Source organism: Cytobacillus gottheilii (genome assembly GCF_900166665.1).
Lineage (GTDB): Bacteria > Bacillota > Bacilli > Bacillales > Cytobacillaceae > Cytobacillus > Cytobacillus gottheilii_A.
In genome coordinates this window covers 3,607,071-3,624,761 of the sequence record NZ_LT800494.1, presented here as the reverse complement: position 1 = coordinate 3,624,761, position 17,691 = coordinate 3,607,071, and the positions used below count along the sequence as shown (strand labels likewise).

Sequence of the window (17,691 nt, the reverse complement as noted above, 5' to 3'; positions counted from 1 at the left end):
ATCGTTGCGGCTTACGTTGGACTGCTATCGGCGGTTGTTATGTATTTTGTATACCGCTACAACAAAAAGCTGGCCGAAAAAATTAACAGTTCCGCCGTTATGTCAGCGGCGAAAGACAATATTTCAGATGCATGGGTAAGTATCGGTACCGCAATAGGTATTTTTGGCTCCCAATTAAACATGCCTTGGTTAGATCCGATCACGGCATTTATTGTTGGACTCATTATATGCAAAACAGCTTGGGGCATTTTCAAGCATGCTACTCATGAATTGTCTGATGGATTTGATGAAGAAAAATTGAATGTATACAAAACCGAAATATTAAGGGTAGATGGTGTCAAAGGGATTAAGGAAATAAGGGGCAGAAGCTATGGAAACAATGAGGTTGTGGATGTTGAGATCCTAGTAAACTCCACCTTAGACATTAAAAAAGCCCATGACATTGCAGATACGATTGAGCATACACTAATGGATAGGCATGGTGTATATAATGTGCACATTCATATAGAACCGAATAGCTAAATATTTTATATAGAAAGAGAAAAAGCCGTTGAACGTATACTCATTTGTACTAGTTCGACGGTTTTTTTCGTATTCGAGTCTGATGCGATGCTGTTTCCGCTACTAGATCTGTTCTTTACGGAAAATGTCATACCAATTAGAAGAACAGAACCCAAATGAAGTCAGACAAAACTTCTTCTTTGGGATACCTTAAGAATAATTGCCCTCAGCGTAAATCCAATCACTAAACCAGGGATTACAAAGAGCATGGGGATAAAAACTGGACCAATTAAAGTGCCGAATAATTTAAATTTCGTGCAATAAAAAACACCCACTGTTACAAAATAAGCAGAGAAAACGAATGGGAGAAAAGATAACTTTTCTTCAGAAGGCATTGCCGTTCTATAGCCATCCCACATCGCAAAAAAGTATAAACAGGCATAAAACAAAAGCCACTGATAATCTGTAACAGAATAAGCCTGATTAAAATCTCCAATAAAGCTAAACATGATAGCAAGATTGAAATTGCTGTTCATATTAATAATGACTTCTGAAAGAACAAAAAAGATTCCTTTAATATAATGACCAGTTAATAATTGACTAAATCCAGGAAAGGCAATACTCCACATAATCGACTCGAATTTCCCAATATGCAACAGTACTCAACTCCACCTTTTAGACATAAGGTTAGTTTGTTTAAGGGAGGGGAAATTCATTCATAGATTATTTACTATCAATGCTACTGCAAGTTAAACCCGGGGACATAACCAGCTGACTAATGTATTATAAGGCAGCTTCTGCTCGAAAGATTCCCTCTTTTGGATAGGAAGAATAATATTAGGCACCTTTCATCTGTTTAATTGTATGACAGTACATGATATAATGAGGAGCTTGCGATAAGTAGACTTTTCCTTATGCGGATGTCACTAGAGCCACCGCATACTGATCAACTATAGAGGTGTAAGAAAATGAATAAACGATGGACAATTAGTAAAATTAAAGAGTTTGTTGAGAAAAATTCAGAAAGCAAGCTGCTAACGACAGAATATCACGGATTCTCGCAAAAATTGCAATTTCAATGTGCATGTGGCAGCCAATTCGAAAAAACATTTACGAAGTTTAAAAATAATCACCAGCGCAAGTGTGATGCATGTCAGCCACCAAAAGCTTCGCGCTAAACAATTGCATAATAACGAAGTGCCAGTACCTTTAAAAGGAACTGGTGCTTTTTCTTTATGAGTGTTCTAAAAGAACTTTCTACTCAAAGGGACGTTTTTTTCATTAAATAACTGAAAATGCCTATGCAGTTTGTTATGACTATTAAAGAACTCAATAATGAACCAGCAAACAACAGCTTGTAAGGCGTACGACATGGTAATGTGAAAATTACAAACAATAATAGTGCAGCTCCATTTGGTGAATTCTATTTCAAATGGAGCTGCACTATTTGTGTTTTATATAAAGACTTTTAGTTGAACCTTAAAAAGGTGCTGCATTATATCCAGTGGGGAAATCTTTTAATTCGCTTTCATTAACATCCCATCCAGTGGTCGCTCCATATGATTCTCAAGCCATATTGCCGTATCAATTAGTTGATCTAGCTCTGTTCCTGTTCCAACTCCCATTCCATGGAACATGTTGACCATGTCTTCTGTGCAGGCATTACCGACGGCTTTTGGGGCAAAAGGGCAGCCACCAAGACCAGCGATGGATGAGTCGAAACGGCGGACCCCAGATTGATAACCCGCTAGAATATTGGCGAGTCCAAGACCGCGAGTATTATGGAAGTGAAGCCCTAACGATAAATCCTTGCCAAACTGATCATAAAATGCGGAAACCACGCCTTGGACCTGGATGGGGTTAGCCATTCCGGTAGTATCAGCCAATGTAATTTCTGAGCATCCGGCGTTTAAGAACCTTTCTGCAACCGCTAACACTTTTGTTAGGGGAACTTTTCCTTCAAACGGGCAGCCGAATGCTGTTCCAAGTATACCTGAAACTCCTTTTGATGTTGCAGCACCTTCTTTTATCACCTTTGAAAGCTCATCAATCGCTTGATCAACCGTTCTTTTGGCATTGCGAAGATTAAAGGAATCACTGGTAGTTACGGCAACATGGAGGAAATCGATATCTGTTTGGAGCGCACGTTCCAATCCAGATCGGCTGAGGACGAGCCCGCCATAGCGGACATCCTCACGTTTGGGAAGAAGCTTCAAAAGTTCTTCAGCATCAGCCATTTGCGGAACAACTTTAGGATTTACGAAGGAGACAGCTTCAATATTGCGAATGCCTGCATCAATTAATTTTGTTATTAATTCAGCTTTTACTTCAGTAGATACTAATTTCTTTTCATTTTGCAATCCATCACGGGGACCCACTTCACAAACTTCAATCATTTTACTGCCTCCTTGATCTCATCAAAATGTTTTAAAACATTATCTCTTCCACGGAAAATATGCTCGTGCATAGCAATGCGGGCACGTTCTGGCTCTTGATTCTGGATGGCTTGAAAGATCGTTTTGTGAACCTCCAGCGATTGGCGCAGCTGAAAATCTGTATACCAATAGAACGAACGAAATACCATCGGAACAACAACAACTTTTGAAATATGAAAAAATAAGTGTTTGTTTTTAGCAGCAGTAACAATACCATCATGAAATTTTGAATTCATTTTGACGATATTGCTTATGCTTTGTAAATCGTCTTCAATATGGCGGTGAATGGCGGCCTCATACAACTGGTTGGCTGTTAGCAGTAAATCCAGATCTTCTTCTGTGCGATTAATCGCTGCCTGGCTTGCTGCATAGCTTTCCAGCAAGCTCCTTAAATCATAGATTTCCTTAATATCTTCTTTGGTAAAATTGCGGACGCCAACTCCTCTTTTGAAGGGAACAACAAGCCCTTCCGCTTCTAATTGTTTAATCGCTTCTCTAATAGGCGTTCTGCTCAGATTTAATTCCCGTGCTAAGGTTTCTTCCCCTAAACGCATTCCTGGTTCATATCTGCCAAGAATAATTGCTTCTCTAATTGATTTGTATGCATCCATACTAACACCTCACGGCTATTGTATACAAAAATAAATTTCACTTCAATGAATTTTCTGAATAATAGTATGTAAGCGGTTAAAATTAGGTAAAAAGTAACGAAAAATCCTTTTATTTAAAAAGGTGGTTGACACATTGTATACAAACGAATAAATTTGTATATATAATTTAAAAAATTCTAAAAATAACAAAAAGGGAGGATGCAAATGGCAGACCATAAGCTACCATTAGAAGATTTACGAGTGATTGAATTGGGGACGCTATTAGCCGGACCTTTTACTGGCCGTTTACTAGGGGACTTTGGTGCTGAAGTAATTAAAGTCGAGCCGCCAGGAAAATCAGATCCGATGCGTTATTGGGGAAAGTCAAAGGATGGAGTCGGATTATGGTGGCCAATTCAATCACGTAACAAAAAGTCCATTACACTGAACTTGCGTGAAGAAGAGGGACAGGAAATTTTAAAAGAATTAATTAAAGAAGCAGATATCGTCATTGAAAATTTTCGGCCAGGAACAATGGAAAAGTGGAACCTCTCCTATGAAATACTTTCTGAAATCAATCCAAAGTTAGTAATGGTTCGGACATCTGGATTTGGCCAAACAGGACCATATAAACACCGAGCAGGGTTTGGAAGTGTGGGAGAGGCCATGGGCGGGCTTAGAAATGTAACCGGTTTCAAGGATCGGCCACCTTCCAGAATAGGCGTCTCAGTTGGTGATACACTTGCGGCGCTGTTTGCGGCAATTGGCTGTCTTGTGGCTATCCATGAACGGGAACAATCCGGCAGGGGGCAGGTTGTCGATACAGCCTTATATGAATCCGTTTTCTCGATCATGGAGAGCATCATTCCAGATTATCTATTATCAGGCTATATCCGTGAAAGGATGGGCAATATTCTTCCTGGTGTCGCACCATCCAACATTTATTTTACAGAAGATAAAACGTATATTGTCATCGGTGCCAATGCCGATGGGGTGTTCCGCCGTCTTTGTGCAGCAATGGAACAGCCGGAGTTGGCAGAAGATCCGCGTTTTGCGACACATGATGCCAGAGGGGAAAATATGAAACTTTTGGATTCCATGATTGAAGAATGGACGAAAACGTTACCTGCAAAAGAAGCGCTTGCGATTTTGGAAGAGAAAGGTGTTCCATCTGGATTAATCTATACAGCCAAAGACATAATGGAAGATCCGCATTATGAAGCAAGAGACATGATTATTTACAAGGAACATCCAGAGCTTGGAGAATTTCCAATGCCAGGAATTGTGCCGAAATTAAGCAGAACACCAGGTGAGGTTAAGCATGTCGGTCCCGAAGTAATGGGCAAGCATAACGAAGAAATCTATCATGAGCTGTTAGGGTATGATCTGGAAACATTAAAAGCATTGGAGGAGAAGAAGATTATTTAAGGGAGGATTCACTGTGGGGAAAACCTTATACGAGAAAATTTGGGAGAAGCATGTGGTGATCGAGGAGGAAGATCAGCCTTCACTTATATATATTGATCTCCATCTAGTGCATGAAGTCACCTCACCGCAAGCGTTTGAAGGATTGCGTTTGCAAAATCGCAAAGTACGGCGGCCGGACTTAACGGTAGCTACAATGGATCACAGTATCCCAACAAGAAATCGTTCCCTACCGATCCAAGATGAAATTGCAAAAAAACAGGTTGAAACCCTTGCGGCCAATTGCGAGGAATTCGGGATTACACTATTTGATTTAAACAGCACCAATCAAGGGATCGTACATGTGATTGCACCAGAACAGGGCATCACACAGCCGGGACAGACGATTGTCTGCGGTGATAGTCATACATCCACACATGGTGCATTTGGCGCTCTTGCTTTTGGAATCGGCACAAGTGAAGTCGAGCATGTTCTGGCCACCCAAACATTAAAGCAATATAAGGCAAAAACGCTAGCACTCGATGTGAAAGGTGAATTGCCGACCGGAACTACTGCGAAGGATTTAATTCTTTCAATCATTGGGAGATACGGACATGATTTTGCGACTGGCTATGTTATCGAATACCGCGGAGAAGGCATCACCAGTCTTTCGATGGAAGAACGCATGACAGTCTGTAATATGAGCATCGAGATGGGGGCGCGTGCAGGCTTGATTTCACCAGATCAAACAACCTTCTCTTATTTAAAAGGAAAAAAATATTCACCAGCTTCTGCCGAGTGGGAAGCTGCTCTGACAGAATGGAAGAAGCTATCCACTGATAAAGATGCGGTATTCGATTTAAAGATTGAGTTTGATGCAGGAGAGGTGTCACCACAGGTTACATGGGGTACAAATCCTGGCCAGGTGGCTGGCATCAGCGAAAAAGTTCCAGATCCAGAGGAACTGCCCCACGAGCAGAAGCGTTCAGCCGAAAAGGCCTTAAAATATATGGACCTAACACCTAAAACCTTAATGACAGAGATTGAAATAGACACCGTTTTTATCGGCTCCTGCACCAATAGCCGAATTGAGGATTTGCGGAAGGCGGCTAAAATTGTGAACGGATATCAGGTGGCAGATAGGGTCGAAGCACTTGTTGTACCTGGATCACAGCTGGTCAAAAAGCAGGCAGAAGAGGAAGGGCTTCATCACATTTTCTTACAGGCAGGATTCCAGTGGCGTGAAGCAGGCTGCAGCATGTGTCTTGGCATGAATGACGACATTGTGCTACCTGAACAACGCTGTGCCTCAACATCCAACCGCAACTTTGAAGGACGCCAGGGCAGAGGTGCCAGAACCCATTTGGTCAGTCCGGAAATGGCCGCGGCGGCTGCAATCACAGGACACTTTGTTGATGTCCGGAAGTGGGATGTTAAACAACTGAAAGGAGCGGGGCTTTCATGCAATCCTTATCAACAGTCACTGGAGTAGTAGCTCCTTTAGATGCAGCCAATGTGGATACAGACGCAATTATTCCGAAGCAGTTTTTAAAAAGGGTTGAACGCACAGGTTTCGGTCAATTTCTTTTTTACGATTGGCGTTATGAAAATGGGCAAGAAAATCCTGATTTTGTATTGAACAAAGAATCATATCAAAAGGCCCCGATTCTTCTTGCGAGGAAGAATTTTGGGTGCGGTTCCTCCAGAGAACACGCTCCGTGGGCATTAGCAGAGTTTGGGTTCTCTGTTATTCTAGCTCCTTCTTTTGCAGATATTTTTCACAATAATTGCTATAAAAATGGCATTCTACCTATCACCTTATCAGAAGAAATCATTCAGTCATTGTTTGAGAAAACCGAATCGCAGCTCCAGTATAAACTTTCCGTGGATTTAGAGAGTCAAATAATAACAGATGATGAAGGTTTTGAGGCATCATTCGAAATTGCTCCGTACCGCAAGCAGCTTCTTTTAGAAGGCTTGGACGAAATCGGAGCTACATTAAAGGAAGTAAACCACATTGCGAAGTTTGAAAAGCGGCATAAAGTATTTTTTAGCATTAGTTGACTGAATGTTTTTAAAAAAGGAGATGTTGGGATGAAAAAGGAAATCAAAGAGCCGATTCGCAAAAAATGGATTTGGATTGTTCTTGTTCTTATTATGTGTGGAAATGTTCCGTGGTATTTCTCTGATTCTATGGTGGAGCCTTATATTTTTGGATTTCCGTTTTGGGGCTTTGTTATTCTTGTATTTTCGGTGATTCTCAGTGCGTATTTAAGCTGGCTATGCATGACACAGTGGAACATTGTTGAAAACGAGGAAGAAACAAAAAGGGAGGAGGTCTAGAGATGGAAGAGTTAGTATTTGCCGGCAGCGATGGCATCATTATCTTAAGCGTTTTTGCGGTTGTCATGCTTTTGATTGGGTATTTCTCAGGAAAGGGACAGAAGGATATTCATGGAAGTCTTTCAGGCTATTATTTAGCTGGAAAAAACCTTGGAATAATTGCCCTGTTTTTTACCCTGTTTGCAACACAATATAGCGGTAACACAATCGTTGGCTATGCTCCTACAGCCTATCGAACAGGCTTCTCCTGGCTGCAGTCGATTTCGTTTATGACAATTATAATTGGAGTATATTTACTGTTTGCACCAAGGTTATATGTGATTGCAAAAAAGCGGAATTTTGTCACTCCAACAGACTGGCTGCAGCATCGCTTTAACTCGAAAGGTGTAACCCTGCTGGCGATTTTTCTAATGCTTTGGGGATTAGGAAATTACCTGCTCGAACAATTGGTTGCAATCGGTCAGGCGGTTTCTGGCATGACAGGCGGAACCATTCCATATCAATATGCAGTGCTGGCATTCGTATTCGTTATGCTCGCTTATGAGTGGATGGGTGGAATGAAAGCGGTTGCTTTTACCGATGTCATGCAAGGAATTGTCCTTTTAATTGGGATCGTTGCATTCGTAATTGGGGGAATCTATCTAGCTGGTGGGAATTTTGGCGATATTACGCAGTATATTGCTGCAAACGAGCCTGCTAAGATTGCGGTCCCGGCTGCAGAAGTGAATATCAACTGGTTCAGTATGCTGATCCTCGTAGGCTTGGGAGCGAGTATATATCCTCATGCGGTGCAAAGGATTTATGCGGCGAGAAGTGAAAAGACATTAAAGAAATCATTTGCACGTATGGCGTGGATGCCCTTATTAACAACAGGTTTAGTGTTCATTGTAGGAATTATTGGAATTTCGCTTTACCCTGGTTTGACTGGAGATGGTTCTGAGCAGCTTGTTGGATTAATGGCTAATGATATTGCTGCAATAAATCCAATCTTCTATTGGATTATGATTATCTTCTTTGGAGGCATTGTCGCAGCAATTGTTTCAACGGCGGATTCGGTTTTATTAAGCTTTTCATCATTAATTTCAAATGATGTATATGGAAAATTTATTAAACCAAGTGCCAGTGAGCATCGCAAAGTAATGGTTGGAAAGATCGTCGGTATTATTGCCATTTTTGGATTGCTGTGGATTGCCTGGAATCCGCCAGGGACACTGTATGAAATCTTTGTGCTGAAGTTTGAGCTGCTAGTTCAAGTTTTCCCTGCCTTTGTACTTGGACTCTATTGGAAGCGCTTAAACAACAAAGCCGTCTTCTGGGGAATGTTATTTGGAGCACTTCTGGCTGGAATCCTTACCTTTACTGGAAACAAAACCATCTTTGGCATTCATGGAGGAGTTATTGGCCTTGCACTGAATTTTGTCATTTGTATAGCAGGCTCCTACTTAACAGCTCCGTCAGTGAAAAAGGATCCGATCCTTGAGGAAGATATGAATGCAGTGAATTTGCCTCAATAATTCATCCATTCCAATGAGGACAGCAAAACTGCGGATAAAAGAGGCGGTAAAACATGTCTAATTTGAAAGGAAAACAGGGGGAAGCGATTCTTTCTGAGCCATGGCGTATGCTATTGTTTTTGCTGATGGCTCAGCTCTTAATCGCTTTTGTCGGACGTAGTATCGGGCCGCTTGGTGCACTCATAGGCGAGGATCTTTCGTTAACGAAATCGCAAATTGGGATGCTGCCGGCGGCTCTCTTTTTCGGTCAGGCAATCATCTCCGTTCCAGCAGGCTTTTTAACAGACCGATTTGGATCCCGAAGTTTATTGGTAATGGCTGCGATTTTTCTGGGAGTTGGCTTCTTATTGATGACGTTTACAGTGCAGTTCTGGCTAATCCTTTTTCTTGTCATGATTGGCGGTATGGGCTATGGGGCGATGCATCCAATTACCAATCGAGGCATTATCGATTGGTTTACCATAAAGCAGCGCGGCACAGCGATGGGGATCAAGCAAACAGGAGTGACTGCAGGGTCTGCTCTAGCAGGCTTTATTTTGCTTCCATTAAGTGTGGATTACGGCTGGAGATTTGTATTGCTGGCTGCATGTGTACTTTTAATCATCAGCGGGTTTGTTTCTTATGGATTATACCGAGATCCCGCAAAGGAAAAGAAATCTGAAGAAACTCACGGTCTGACTGACTTTTATAAATCCATGTTCGGATTGATGAAAAATAAACAACTTTTGCTCGTTAGTTTTAGTGCAATCGGTTTGAATGGTTCACAAATTTGTTTAAACACATATCTGGTTCTCTTTGCCTATGAAAAGTTCGGCATTTCACTCGTTTTGGCAGGAGTTCTATTTGTCATTTCAGAAATTAGCGGCACATTGGGCCGGATAGCGTGGGGAATGATTAGTGATTATATATTTAAAGGTAATAGGATCGTCATTTTACTGATCATTTCAGTCTTAACAGCCATTTCAAGTACAATTGTGGCGCTGCTTCCAAGTGCGAGCTTCACCTTGCTAGTGCCGATTATCATGTTGTTTGGCTTTTCTGTTTCAGGTTTTAATGGCATATGGATGAACCTGGCCAGTGAAATTGTACCAGTACAGCAAGCCGGTATAGCCAGCGGAGTGAGTTTAATGTTTGGTTCAATGGGCGTGATGATTGTTCCGCCACTGTTTGGGTTTATGGTCGATAAGACAGGGAATTTTATGTTTGGCTGGTTGTTCATTACCGGATTAATGATTATTGTGTTTTTTATGCTCTTTTACTTGTCCATAATAATTAAAAGGAATCGTGTCGAAATGTTTTAATAGAAAGGAAGATATGCACATGGAAATAAATCCTTCAGAGGTTGGAGAAAAAGAAGTATATAAATTGTTAAGCGGCTCGGTCGTACCACGGCCAATTGCATGGGTTTCTACCATCTCAGAGTCCGGCATCCTGAACTTAGCACCTTATAGTTTTTTTACAGTTGCGTCACGCAACCCGCCAATGCTTTGTATTTCTGTCGGACCTGGTGTGGGAGAAAGAGAAGGCACTGTAAAAGATACACTGGCCAATATCCGTACACAAAAAGAGTTTGTGATCAATGTGGTTACAGCTGAACTTGGAAACGAAATGCAAAAAAGCGCTGAAAATCTGCAGCCGCATGTAAACGAATTTGAAGCAGCAGGCTTAACCGCGATTGATAGCGTGACTGTAAAGCCTAAAAGGGTAAAAGAAGCCCCAATTCAAATGGAATGCAAACTCGACCAAATCATTCCGCTTGGCACCGACCACCTCATTATTGGTCAAATGATTCATTATCATATTCAAGATGACTATTACCTAGGAAATTACAAAGTGAACCTTGAGAAGCTTAATCCTTTGGGCAGACTCGCTGGAACTTATAGTGAAATGAAGGGATTGTTTACGCTGCCGAGGTAGAGAAGGACCTCCTGTTTTAATAATAGGAGGTTTTTATTATGGAAATCAAAAATCTTCACCATCATCTGTTTTTGCACGATTGTTTATTTGAAAATAAACGTCTCTTTCATTAGCCTGCCTTCCTTATTACCAGTCCAAACAATTTCCACTTCCAGTTCTGTTGCTTTTTCAGCTAATAGAAAATTGCTAAAAAGATAAGGATGTCCGTCATTCATTTGCTTGGCCAACTCAGAATCTTCCTTACTGCAGGGCGCGCTCGGCGGACAGCTTACAAGAGAGAACCTTGTATTCGAATTTGGTTCATTTCGATATAAATACACCTGAACCGAATCGACATCCTCACCAATCTTATTAATCTTTAACGAATACGTATGAAACTTTCCTTTCTCTGGCTGTGCTAACTCCTTCTCCATAGATGCTTCTTCAACTTGAACAGACCATTGCTGTGATTTTTGAGCAAGCGGTAATTTTTCGAATGTTAAAGCTCCTGCAGATGTCGTTGAGAAAAAGGATAGCAGAAATAATGTAAAGAAACTTAGAAACAATTTTTTGATGATCATACACCTCCTGATTAATTAATGTTAATATTTGTTATATTGATTAAATTATTCGGTTCCGATTCAAATAAGTGGGTTGAAACTTTTAACAGAACTATCAAGTAAATTTCAAAGGAACTCAATTAAAATAGGATAAAAAAACAGGTGATCAAATGAACGCAGGTAAAAGAATTTTAATAATTGAAGACGATCAAGAGATCAGCAGGCTGCTGAGTGTGATTTTGAAGAAATCACAGATGGTGCCGGTTGCGGCTTTTTCTGGAACAGAAGGGATGCTGCAGCTGCAAAACAATACCTTTGATTTAATACTGCTGGATTTGATGCTGCCTGGAAAAAGCGGCGAGGAACTGTTAACGGAAGTCAGGGCAAATAGTTCCATTCCGATCATCATAATTTCCGCAAAAGTAGACGTTGAGGATAAAGTGAAAGTCTTGAAAATGGGTGCAGATGATTACATAACGAAGCCGTTTAACCAGGAAGAAGTAATGGCTCGAATTGAGGTTCAATTACGAAAGGCTGGATTTAATCCGCATAAGTCAGCAGAATTGGAATGGCGGGAGCTTAAAATTCATACAGAAAAAAGATCGGTCAATTTAAATGAAAAGGAATTACATCTCACGAACGCTGAATTTGATCTTTTAACATTCTTTGTGAACAATCCAGAGCGTGCGCTATCCAAAAAGGAGATCTATGAAAGCATCTGGAAAGGAACCTACTATGGAGACGATAATACAGTCAGCGTTCACGTTTCGAACCTGCGCAAGAAAATAGCGGAAGTGACGGATGCAGAATACATTAAAACCGTTTGGGGAGTTGGATTCATGTTTGTTTGACCTGGAAAACTGAAAAAGGGACTTCCGTTTTCTTTATGTCTAGCTCCAGGCCCTGGGGATTCGAGGTCTTAAGCCAATCTCTCCAGTCTTAAGCTTGTCGTCCCTGGGCGAGCGCCTTCCGCTTTTCTTTATGTCTAGCTCCAGGCGCTAGGGACTCGAGGTCTTAAGCCAATCTGTCCTAAAGGTTAAAGAACAACCTTTATGCCAGCTAGTCTTAAGCTTGTCGTCCCTGGGCGAGCGCCTTCCGCTTTTCTTTATGTCTAGCTCCAGGCGCTAGGGGCTCGAGGTCTTAAGTCAATCTGTCCTAAAGGTCAAAGACCGACCTTTATGCCAGCTTGCCTTAAGCTTGTCGCCCCTGGGCGAGCGCCTTCCACATTTCTTTATGATTTCTTTATGTTTTGCTTAAAGGTTTTTAAAGACTTCTCAGCTAAACTAAGAGTAGAACATTTAGTAAAGGAGTCAAAAAGCATGGATGCAATTATACAGACGTATCAATTGACGAAAAAATTTAAGAACGAAATTGTTCTTAAACCTCTGGACTTCTCATTAAAAAAAGGTGAGATTTGTGCACTAATTGGAAAAAACGGGGCGGGCAAATCGACGTTTTTTAAAATTCTGGCTGGTCAGCAAATGCCGTCGTCCGGTGAGATTCATTTGTTTGGAAAATCGGGCAGAGAGCTGGAAAAAGCGAAAAGAAGAATTGCTTTTATGGTAGAAACACCAGCATTCTTCCCGGATTTTACGGCATTGCAAAACCTGGAGTATTTTCGGATTCAAAGAGGGATCGTGGACAAAAACCGCGTTTATGAAGTTTTGGAGATTGTTGGTTTAAAGCAAGAAAAGAAAAAAAGATTTAGAGACTATTCCATGGGCATGAAGCAGCGTTTAGGCATTGCACTTTGTCTTTTAGGCAATCCCGATTGTTTAGTGCTTGATGAGCCAATTAATGGTTTGGATGTAGAAGGAATCATGGAAATTCGCCAGTTATTGAAGAAGCTAAATCAGGAAAATCAAATAACGATTCTGATTTCCAGTCATATTTTAACTGAATTGAATTTGCTGGCAAGCCGTTTTGTTTTTATCAAAAATGGCGCTATTGTTGAGGATTTGAGCAGAGCGTTACTGGAAGAGAAGAGTAAAAAACAAATTCTGGTCACAGTAGACGATTCAGCTAAAGCAGTCCAATTATTGGAGCGGGCGTATGCTAACATTCAATTGAAAGTCCTTCCTAATCACGAAATTGCGATTCAAAATCATGTGGAGAACAGTGGAAAACTTAATCGCTTGTTAGTTGAAAATGGTGTGCTGGTGAAGCAGTTCAGCATCAAAACACTGGATCTTGAGGAATACTTCTTAGGATTAGTGGGAGGCGATCAGCATGATTAATTATATGAAAAGTGAATATTACCGTTTGCTGCGCAAAAAAGGTCTTCATTTAACGGGCATACTTTGTTATATTCTGATTGCCTTTGCTGCTGGGGTCCTATATTTTTTGGGTGAAAATGAAGCAAATTTCCCTTATGCAACAGATCGATTCTTTTATTCAAATGTTACGGCAGCAGGGCTATTTATTATCATTATTGGGCTTCTTTATAATATGGCCCTTACTGGGAAAGATCGGTCCTTAATTAAGCAATCGATTTCTTTTGGGATCTCGCGGAATACTATTTTTTGGTCAAAGCTGATTCTTACTCTAGGATATTTTCTATTGATATGCTTAGTTGGCATGGGTTTCATGCTTCTTTTAGGGGATAATCTGCTGACACATGAACCAGATGCAGTCAGAAATTTTTTAATCGCAAGCGTTAATATGATTCCAATCGTGCTCAGTGGTTTTTTCCTGGGTCATACGCTGAAAATGCTGAAAGTAGGAGACGTTTATATCATTATTGTAATGTTATTGATTTTTGCTATATTAGGAGATTTGCTGCGGTTTTTACTCCGTCCGTTTGCAGCCTTAGACGAGGTATATAAATACGCGCCAGATACACTGCTGAATGATAATTTAATGAGCTTCGTGAATGGTGCACCTCAATTAGGTATCCAGTATTGGATCGTCGGCTTGGTCCTATCACTGGCTGCATTACTAATTGGAGCAAGCATGTTCGCAAAACAAAACATCGATTGATGATGAGAGGATGAATAAAAGTGAGCAGCTGGTTGATCATAAGCATCTTGGCCTTCCTGCTGATTGCTGCGGTCGTCATGCTTCTGCTGTTTCATTGGGATATCAGAAGGATGACGAAGCAATTAGAGGAAATAAACGAACATTTCGGGACAAATGAATTAGTCCGCACCAATACCCACAATAAAAACCTGGCGAAATTTGCTGCGAAAATCAACCAGCTTATTCATCTATACAAACAGAATCAACAGTCTGTCGAAAGAAGAGAATTGGAACTAAGACAAGAAATCACCAACATCTCTCATGATCTGCGAACCCCTATCACATCAATCAAGGGGTTTTCAGAGTTATTAACAGATCCGTCTTTACCTGAAGAGGAAAGAAAGGAATTCTTAACAATTATTCAGAAGAAAATTGAAAATCTCACCATGATTGTAGATTTATTCTATGAACTTTCACAGCTGCATTCTTCAGACAAAAAGCTGAACATAGAAAAGCAATTGCTGGATCAATCATTCGTGGATACCATGCTTTTGTTTTATGATGATTTTGAGAAGAAACAATTAAAGGTAGATATAAAAGAAGCCGTCGTCTCTCCGATTTCGGCTGACCAAAAAGCAACTGTTCGTATGATTACCAACATCATTCATAATGCGCTTACTTATGCAAAAAGTTATTTTACCATTACAATAGCCGAAGCAGATGATTACGTTGTGTTAAAGGCAGTAAATGACGTTGACGCAATAAATAGTGCTGAGCTTGAAATGATCTTTAATCGAACATTTCGGTTAGACCAAAGCAGAACCGGCACCCATCTTGGTTTAGGACTGCATATTGTACAGCAGCTTGCCGAACAGCAAGGCGGGAAAGTAGTGGCTGATGTTCAGGGAAATGAGTTTGTTCTTTCGGTTTATTTTAAGAAATGGAAGGTGGGTTAAGGGGACAGGCTCTTTGAACCAAAATCATAATAGATGGACAAATGCAGCTGTCGATGAGGCAGCTGTTTTTATTTTACAATACGCAACTTTTGAGTTGCCTCTACTTGACGAGCAACCATAAAGTTGCATATAATACATCTATGAATTGGGATAAAGATGCTATATTTAAAGCACTAAGTGATCCGACTAGGCGAGTTATACTAGACGAGCTTTCAGAAAGAGAAGAATTAACTTTATATGATCTTACCGCACGGCTTATTATGAAGCACAACCTTTCCATTACTCGACAAGCCATAGCAAAACATATTTCTGCATTGGAAGCTGCTGGACTTGTCATATCAAAACGGAATGGGAAATTCCGAGTGCTTATTTTTAACAGAGAACCACTAAGGAATTTGCTGAAAGGCTGGGTAGAATAATATTGAACTATTGATCAATGTTTATGACTTTACTTTGTAAAAACTAAGGGAGGCTTCAAAATGTTAAACATCATTATTACGAGTATATTTGTAGAAGACCAGGAAAAGGCATTAAAATTTTATACAGAAACATTAGGATTTACGAAAAAGCATGACGTTCCTTCAGGAGCACATAGATGGATCACTCTTGTTTCTTCAGATAAAGAAGAAGCAACTGAGCTTTTACTCGAACCGAATGTACACCCAGCGGCAAAAGAATATCAGCATAAATTGATGGACGATGGTATACCAGTAACCATGTTCGGGGTTGCAGATATTCAAAAAGAATATAACCGATTAAGGGAAAAAGGCGTGCGATTCACGATGGAGCCGACAAAAATGGGCGAAATCCAAATAGCTGTCTTCGACGATACTTGCGGCAATCTTATTCAAATCATACAGCAAGATTAGGGTTTGAAAATGGATAGTCAAATGAAGCTGGAGTTTGAAAAATCTAAATCAGGCGATAAAGATGAGCGTTATGAAGCATATCAGAATATTTTAAAGGCAACTGATCAAGCAGTGGATTGGGCCTATGATGTATGGAATCAACTAATAGAGGATCTGACTCATAAAGATCCTCATCAACGCTCGCGTGCAGCACAATATCTAGCCAATCTGGCTAAAAGCGATCCAGAGATGAGAATGATACAGGATTTTCCTAAGCTGTGGGAAGTAACAAAAGATGAAAAGTTCGTGACAGCTAGACATAGCCTTCAGTCGATTTGGAAGGTTGGGATTTCAGGTTTTCCCCAAAAAGAAATGGTTATGACATTTATGATTGACCGTTTTAAAAATGGAACTGACGAAAAGAATTACACGTTAATTCGTAATGATATCCTTCAAAACATGAGATACCTGTATGATCATTTTAATGACGAGACTATCAAACAAAATGCTATGGATTTGATCCATACAGTAGACGACAAAAAGTACAATAAAAAGTATAAGGATATATGGAAGTAGAGTTACGAATTTAGCTGAAGACGTGAGTGTCTTCAGCTTTTTTATTTTTCTCTTAAAACTATGATCCTTTTGAAAAAACAACAGGATGTATTTGATTTGCAGTATATATAGAAGGAATTGGTATTTGAAAAGGAGAATTAATATGGAAAATAAATGAAAGGGATATGCAAAGTTTGTTTAATAGAAGGAAATTTCACATCGTGAAAAAATGATAATAGCAGCAGAGATTTTGAGGATAATTGAGAGTAAAGAATGAAGGGTTGAAGATGACGGTACTAATCCGTTCCTTTTAAATTAAACCAGAGGTATTACTAATATAGGGAATTTAATAAGAAAAGGGGATCAATATGTATTGGGAAACACTTCCAGGTTGGATGTGGGTAATTTACTTTTTATTTTTATTTTTAACAATAGGGTTTGGGCTTTTAAATGCTATCCGAAAGAGAATGTTAATCCTATCAATCATTGTCATTGTCCTGGCGATTACGGTTCCATTTATTAGTTTGGTTAATAGTATAGGAAGAGCAGAAGGAGTTAATGAGCTTGAACACTTAATTGCTCAATTTCAACAAGGTTCGCCTTGGACAATTTACACGATCATAGGTACTGTATATTTATTTGTATATTGGGTTTTATTCTTTATCAAAAGTAAGAAAGTATCTTATTAATCTAAAATACTTACTGCTATAGAAACCATCGGTGCGTTGATTCAGGCAGGATTTACTGCCTTATAATTGAACTAGCAGACACCTTAGTCTAAAAAAATCAAGGATGTTGTAGAGTTGGATAATATTATATTGTCATTTTCTTTTATCGTTTCAACAATTGTATCTGTTTTAATATTAAAAAATACAAAGAGTAAATGGAAAAGTAGGTTGTCAGCATTTATTATAAATACATTCATTTTAGCGGCAGCAACCTGGATATTATATATTTCAGATGAGGAAGCAATAATGTTTGGTTTTGTGCATTATGTCTTGGTGTTATCGATTCCAATAATCACTTGGATTAACTTTATAATCCTTGAAGTGATTAAATATAGAAAAGAGAATGCGTGAGCCAACCTTTTTCTTTAGTATTTGGGGGTTAGCTGAATAAAGAACCAGTTTG

22 protein-coding genes are annotated in these 17,691 nt (G+C 39.9%); 18 read left to right on the top strand and 4 right to left on the bottom strand.

Annotated elements, in window-relative coordinates; translation table 11 throughout:
• Positions 1-522 (top strand): cation diffusion facilitator family transporter (locus tag B7E07_RS17790; RefSeq protein ID WP_139785742.1); only part of this gene is annotated, 522 nt, incomplete at its 5' end.
• A gap of 161 nt (positions 523-683) precedes the next feature.
• Here the strand turns inward: B7E07_RS17790 and B7E07_RS17785 are convergent.
• Entirely contained in the window at positions 684-1,157 is a 474-nt protein-coding gene (locus tag B7E07_RS17785) for a hypothetical protein (RefSeq protein ID WP_306807571.1), read from the bottom strand.
• A gap of 312 nt (positions 1,158-1,469) precedes the next feature.
• On the opposite strand from B7E07_RS17785, the gene B7E07_RS17780 reads away from it, so the two are divergent.
• Positions 1,470-1,679: a hypothetical protein gene (locus B7E07_RS17780; protein WP_080848156.1), complete on the top strand. Its 210-nt coding sequence runs from the start codon at positions 1,470-1,472 to the stop codon at positions 1,677-1,679.
• 339 nt (positions 1,680-2,018) lie between these two features.
• On the opposite strand, the gene B7E07_RS17775 is transcribed toward B7E07_RS17780, so the two are convergent.
• Together B7E07_RS17775 and B7E07_RS17770 are read right to left on the bottom strand one after the other, a co-directional pair.
• A complete protein-coding gene (locus B7E07_RS17775; protein ID WP_080848153.1) occupies positions 2,019-2,897 on the bottom strand; it encodes a hydroxymethylglutaryl-CoA lyase in 879 nt (292 codons plus the stop codon).
• Positions 2,894-3,547, bottom strand: coding sequence for a GntR family transcriptional regulator (locus B7E07_RS17770; protein WP_080848151.1), 654 nt, complete (start codon positions 3,545-3,547; stop codon positions 2,894-2,896). Before B7E07_RS17770 ends, B7E07_RS17775 begins: the two co-directional genes overlap by 4 nt.
• 204 nt (positions 3,548-3,751) lie before the next feature.
• On the opposite strand from B7E07_RS17770, the gene B7E07_RS17765 reads away from it, so the two are divergent.
• Genes B7E07_RS17765 through B7E07_RS17735 form a run of 7 tightly spaced genes read left to right on the top strand, consistent with a single transcriptional unit; the run spans position 3,752 to position 10,704 of the window.
• Positions 3,752-4,954 carry a CaiB/BaiF CoA transferase family protein gene (locus B7E07_RS17765; RefSeq protein ID WP_080848148.1) on the top strand — a complete coding sequence of 401 codons (1,203 nt, stop codon included), beginning with the start codon at positions 3,752-3,754 and terminating at the stop codon, positions 4,952-4,954.
• A 13-nt stretch (positions 4,955-4,967) separates the two neighbouring features.
• A complete protein-coding gene (gene leuC, locus B7E07_RS17760; RefSeq protein WP_080848144.1) occupies positions 4,968-6,422 on the top strand; it encodes a 3-isopropylmalate dehydratase large subunit in 1,455 nt (484 codons plus the stop codon).
• Complete coding sequence (leuD, locus tag B7E07_RS17755) at positions 6,392-6,994, top strand: 3-isopropylmalate dehydratase small subunit (protein ID WP_080848141.1); 603 nt, start codon at positions 6,392-6,394, stop codon at positions 6,992-6,994. The genes leuC and leuD overlap by 31 nt, the downstream gene beginning before the upstream one ends.
• A 30-nt stretch (positions 6,995-7,024) precedes the next feature.
• The gene (locus tag B7E07_RS17750) at positions 7,025-7,273 is read left to right on the top strand and encodes a hypothetical protein (RefSeq protein ID WP_080848139.1); all 249 of its coding nucleotides are present in this window, start codon (positions 7,025-7,027) and stop codon (positions 7,271-7,273) included.
• A 2-nt stretch (positions 7,274-7,275) separates the two neighbouring features.
• Positions 7,276-8,787 (top strand): sodium:solute symporter family protein, encoded by a 1,512-nt coding sequence (locus tag B7E07_RS17745; protein ID WP_080848136.1) that lies wholly within the window; start codon positions 7,276-7,278, stop codon positions 8,785-8,787.
• A 53-nt stretch (positions 8,788-8,840) separates the two neighbouring features.
• Positions 8,841-10,088, top strand: coding sequence for an MFS transporter (locus tag B7E07_RS17740; RefSeq protein WP_080848133.1), 1,248 nt, complete (start codon positions 8,841-8,843; stop codon positions 10,086-10,088).
• Between the two features lie 19 nt (positions 10,089-10,107).
• Positions 10,108-10,704 carry a flavin reductase family protein gene (locus tag B7E07_RS17735; RefSeq protein WP_080848130.1) on the top strand — a complete coding sequence of 199 codons (597 nt, stop codon included), beginning with the start codon at positions 10,108-10,110 and terminating at the stop codon, positions 10,702-10,704.
• 83 nt (positions 10,705-10,787) lie between these two features.
• On the opposite strand, the gene B7E07_RS17730 is transcribed toward B7E07_RS17735, so the two are convergent.
• Positions 10,788-11,264 carry a hypothetical protein gene (locus B7E07_RS17730; protein WP_080848127.1) on the bottom strand — a complete coding sequence of 159 codons (477 nt, stop codon included), beginning with the start codon at positions 11,262-11,264 and terminating at the stop codon, positions 10,788-10,790.
• Between the two features lie 149 nt (positions 11,265-11,413).
• Between B7E07_RS17730 and B7E07_RS17725 the strand changes: the two genes are divergently transcribed.
• The 9 genes from B7E07_RS17725 (at position 11,414) to B7E07_RS17685 (ending at position 17,639) form a co-directional block, all read left to right on the top strand.
• A complete protein-coding gene (locus tag B7E07_RS17725; RefSeq protein WP_080848125.1) occupies positions 11,414-12,094 on the top strand; it encodes a response regulator transcription factor in 681 nt (226 codons plus the stop codon).
• Positions 12,095-12,562: 468 nt separating this feature from the next.
• On the top strand, positions 12,563-13,480 hold the full coding sequence (locus B7E07_RS17720) for an ABC transporter ATP-binding protein (RefSeq protein WP_080848122.1): 918 nt from the start codon (positions 12,563-12,565) through the stop codon (positions 13,478-13,480).
• The gene (locus B7E07_RS17715; RefSeq protein WP_080848118.1) at positions 13,473-14,222 is read left to right on the top strand and encodes an ABC transporter permease; all 750 of its coding nucleotides are present in this window, start codon (positions 13,473-13,475) and stop codon (positions 14,220-14,222) included. Before B7E07_RS17720 ends, B7E07_RS17715 begins: the two co-directional genes overlap by 8 nt.
• Positions 14,223-14,242: 20 nt before the next feature.
• Entirely contained in the window at positions 14,243-15,157 is a 915-nt protein-coding gene (locus tag B7E07_RS17710) for a sensor histidine kinase (protein WP_080848116.1), read from the top strand.
• A gap of 140 nt (positions 15,158-15,297) precedes the next feature.
• Positions 15,298-15,576, top strand: a complete 279-nt coding sequence (locus B7E07_RS17705) for an ArsR/SmtB family transcription factor (protein WP_080849251.1) — start codon at positions 15,298-15,300, stop codon at positions 15,574-15,576.
• A 60-nt stretch (positions 15,577-15,636) separates the two neighbouring features.
• Entirely contained in the window at positions 15,637-16,026 is a 390-nt protein-coding gene (locus B7E07_RS17700; protein ID WP_080848113.1) for a VOC family protein, read from the top strand.
• Between the two features lie 9 nt (positions 16,027-16,035).
• Positions 16,036-16,581, top strand: a complete 546-nt coding sequence (locus B7E07_RS17695) for a hypothetical protein (RefSeq protein WP_080848110.1) — start codon at positions 16,036-16,038, stop codon at positions 16,579-16,581.
• Between the two features lie 347 nt (positions 16,582-16,928).
• Positions 16,929-17,249: a hypothetical protein gene (locus tag B7E07_RS17690; RefSeq protein WP_080848107.1), complete on the top strand. Its 321-nt coding sequence runs from the start codon at positions 16,929-16,931 to the stop codon at positions 17,247-17,249.
• A 114-nt stretch (positions 17,250-17,363) separates the two neighbouring features.
• Positions 17,364-17,639 (top strand): hypothetical protein, encoded by a 276-nt coding sequence (locus B7E07_RS17685; protein WP_080848104.1) that lies wholly within the window; start codon positions 17,364-17,366, stop codon positions 17,637-17,639.
• The last annotated feature ends 52 nt before the right edge of the window (positions 17,640-17,691 follow it).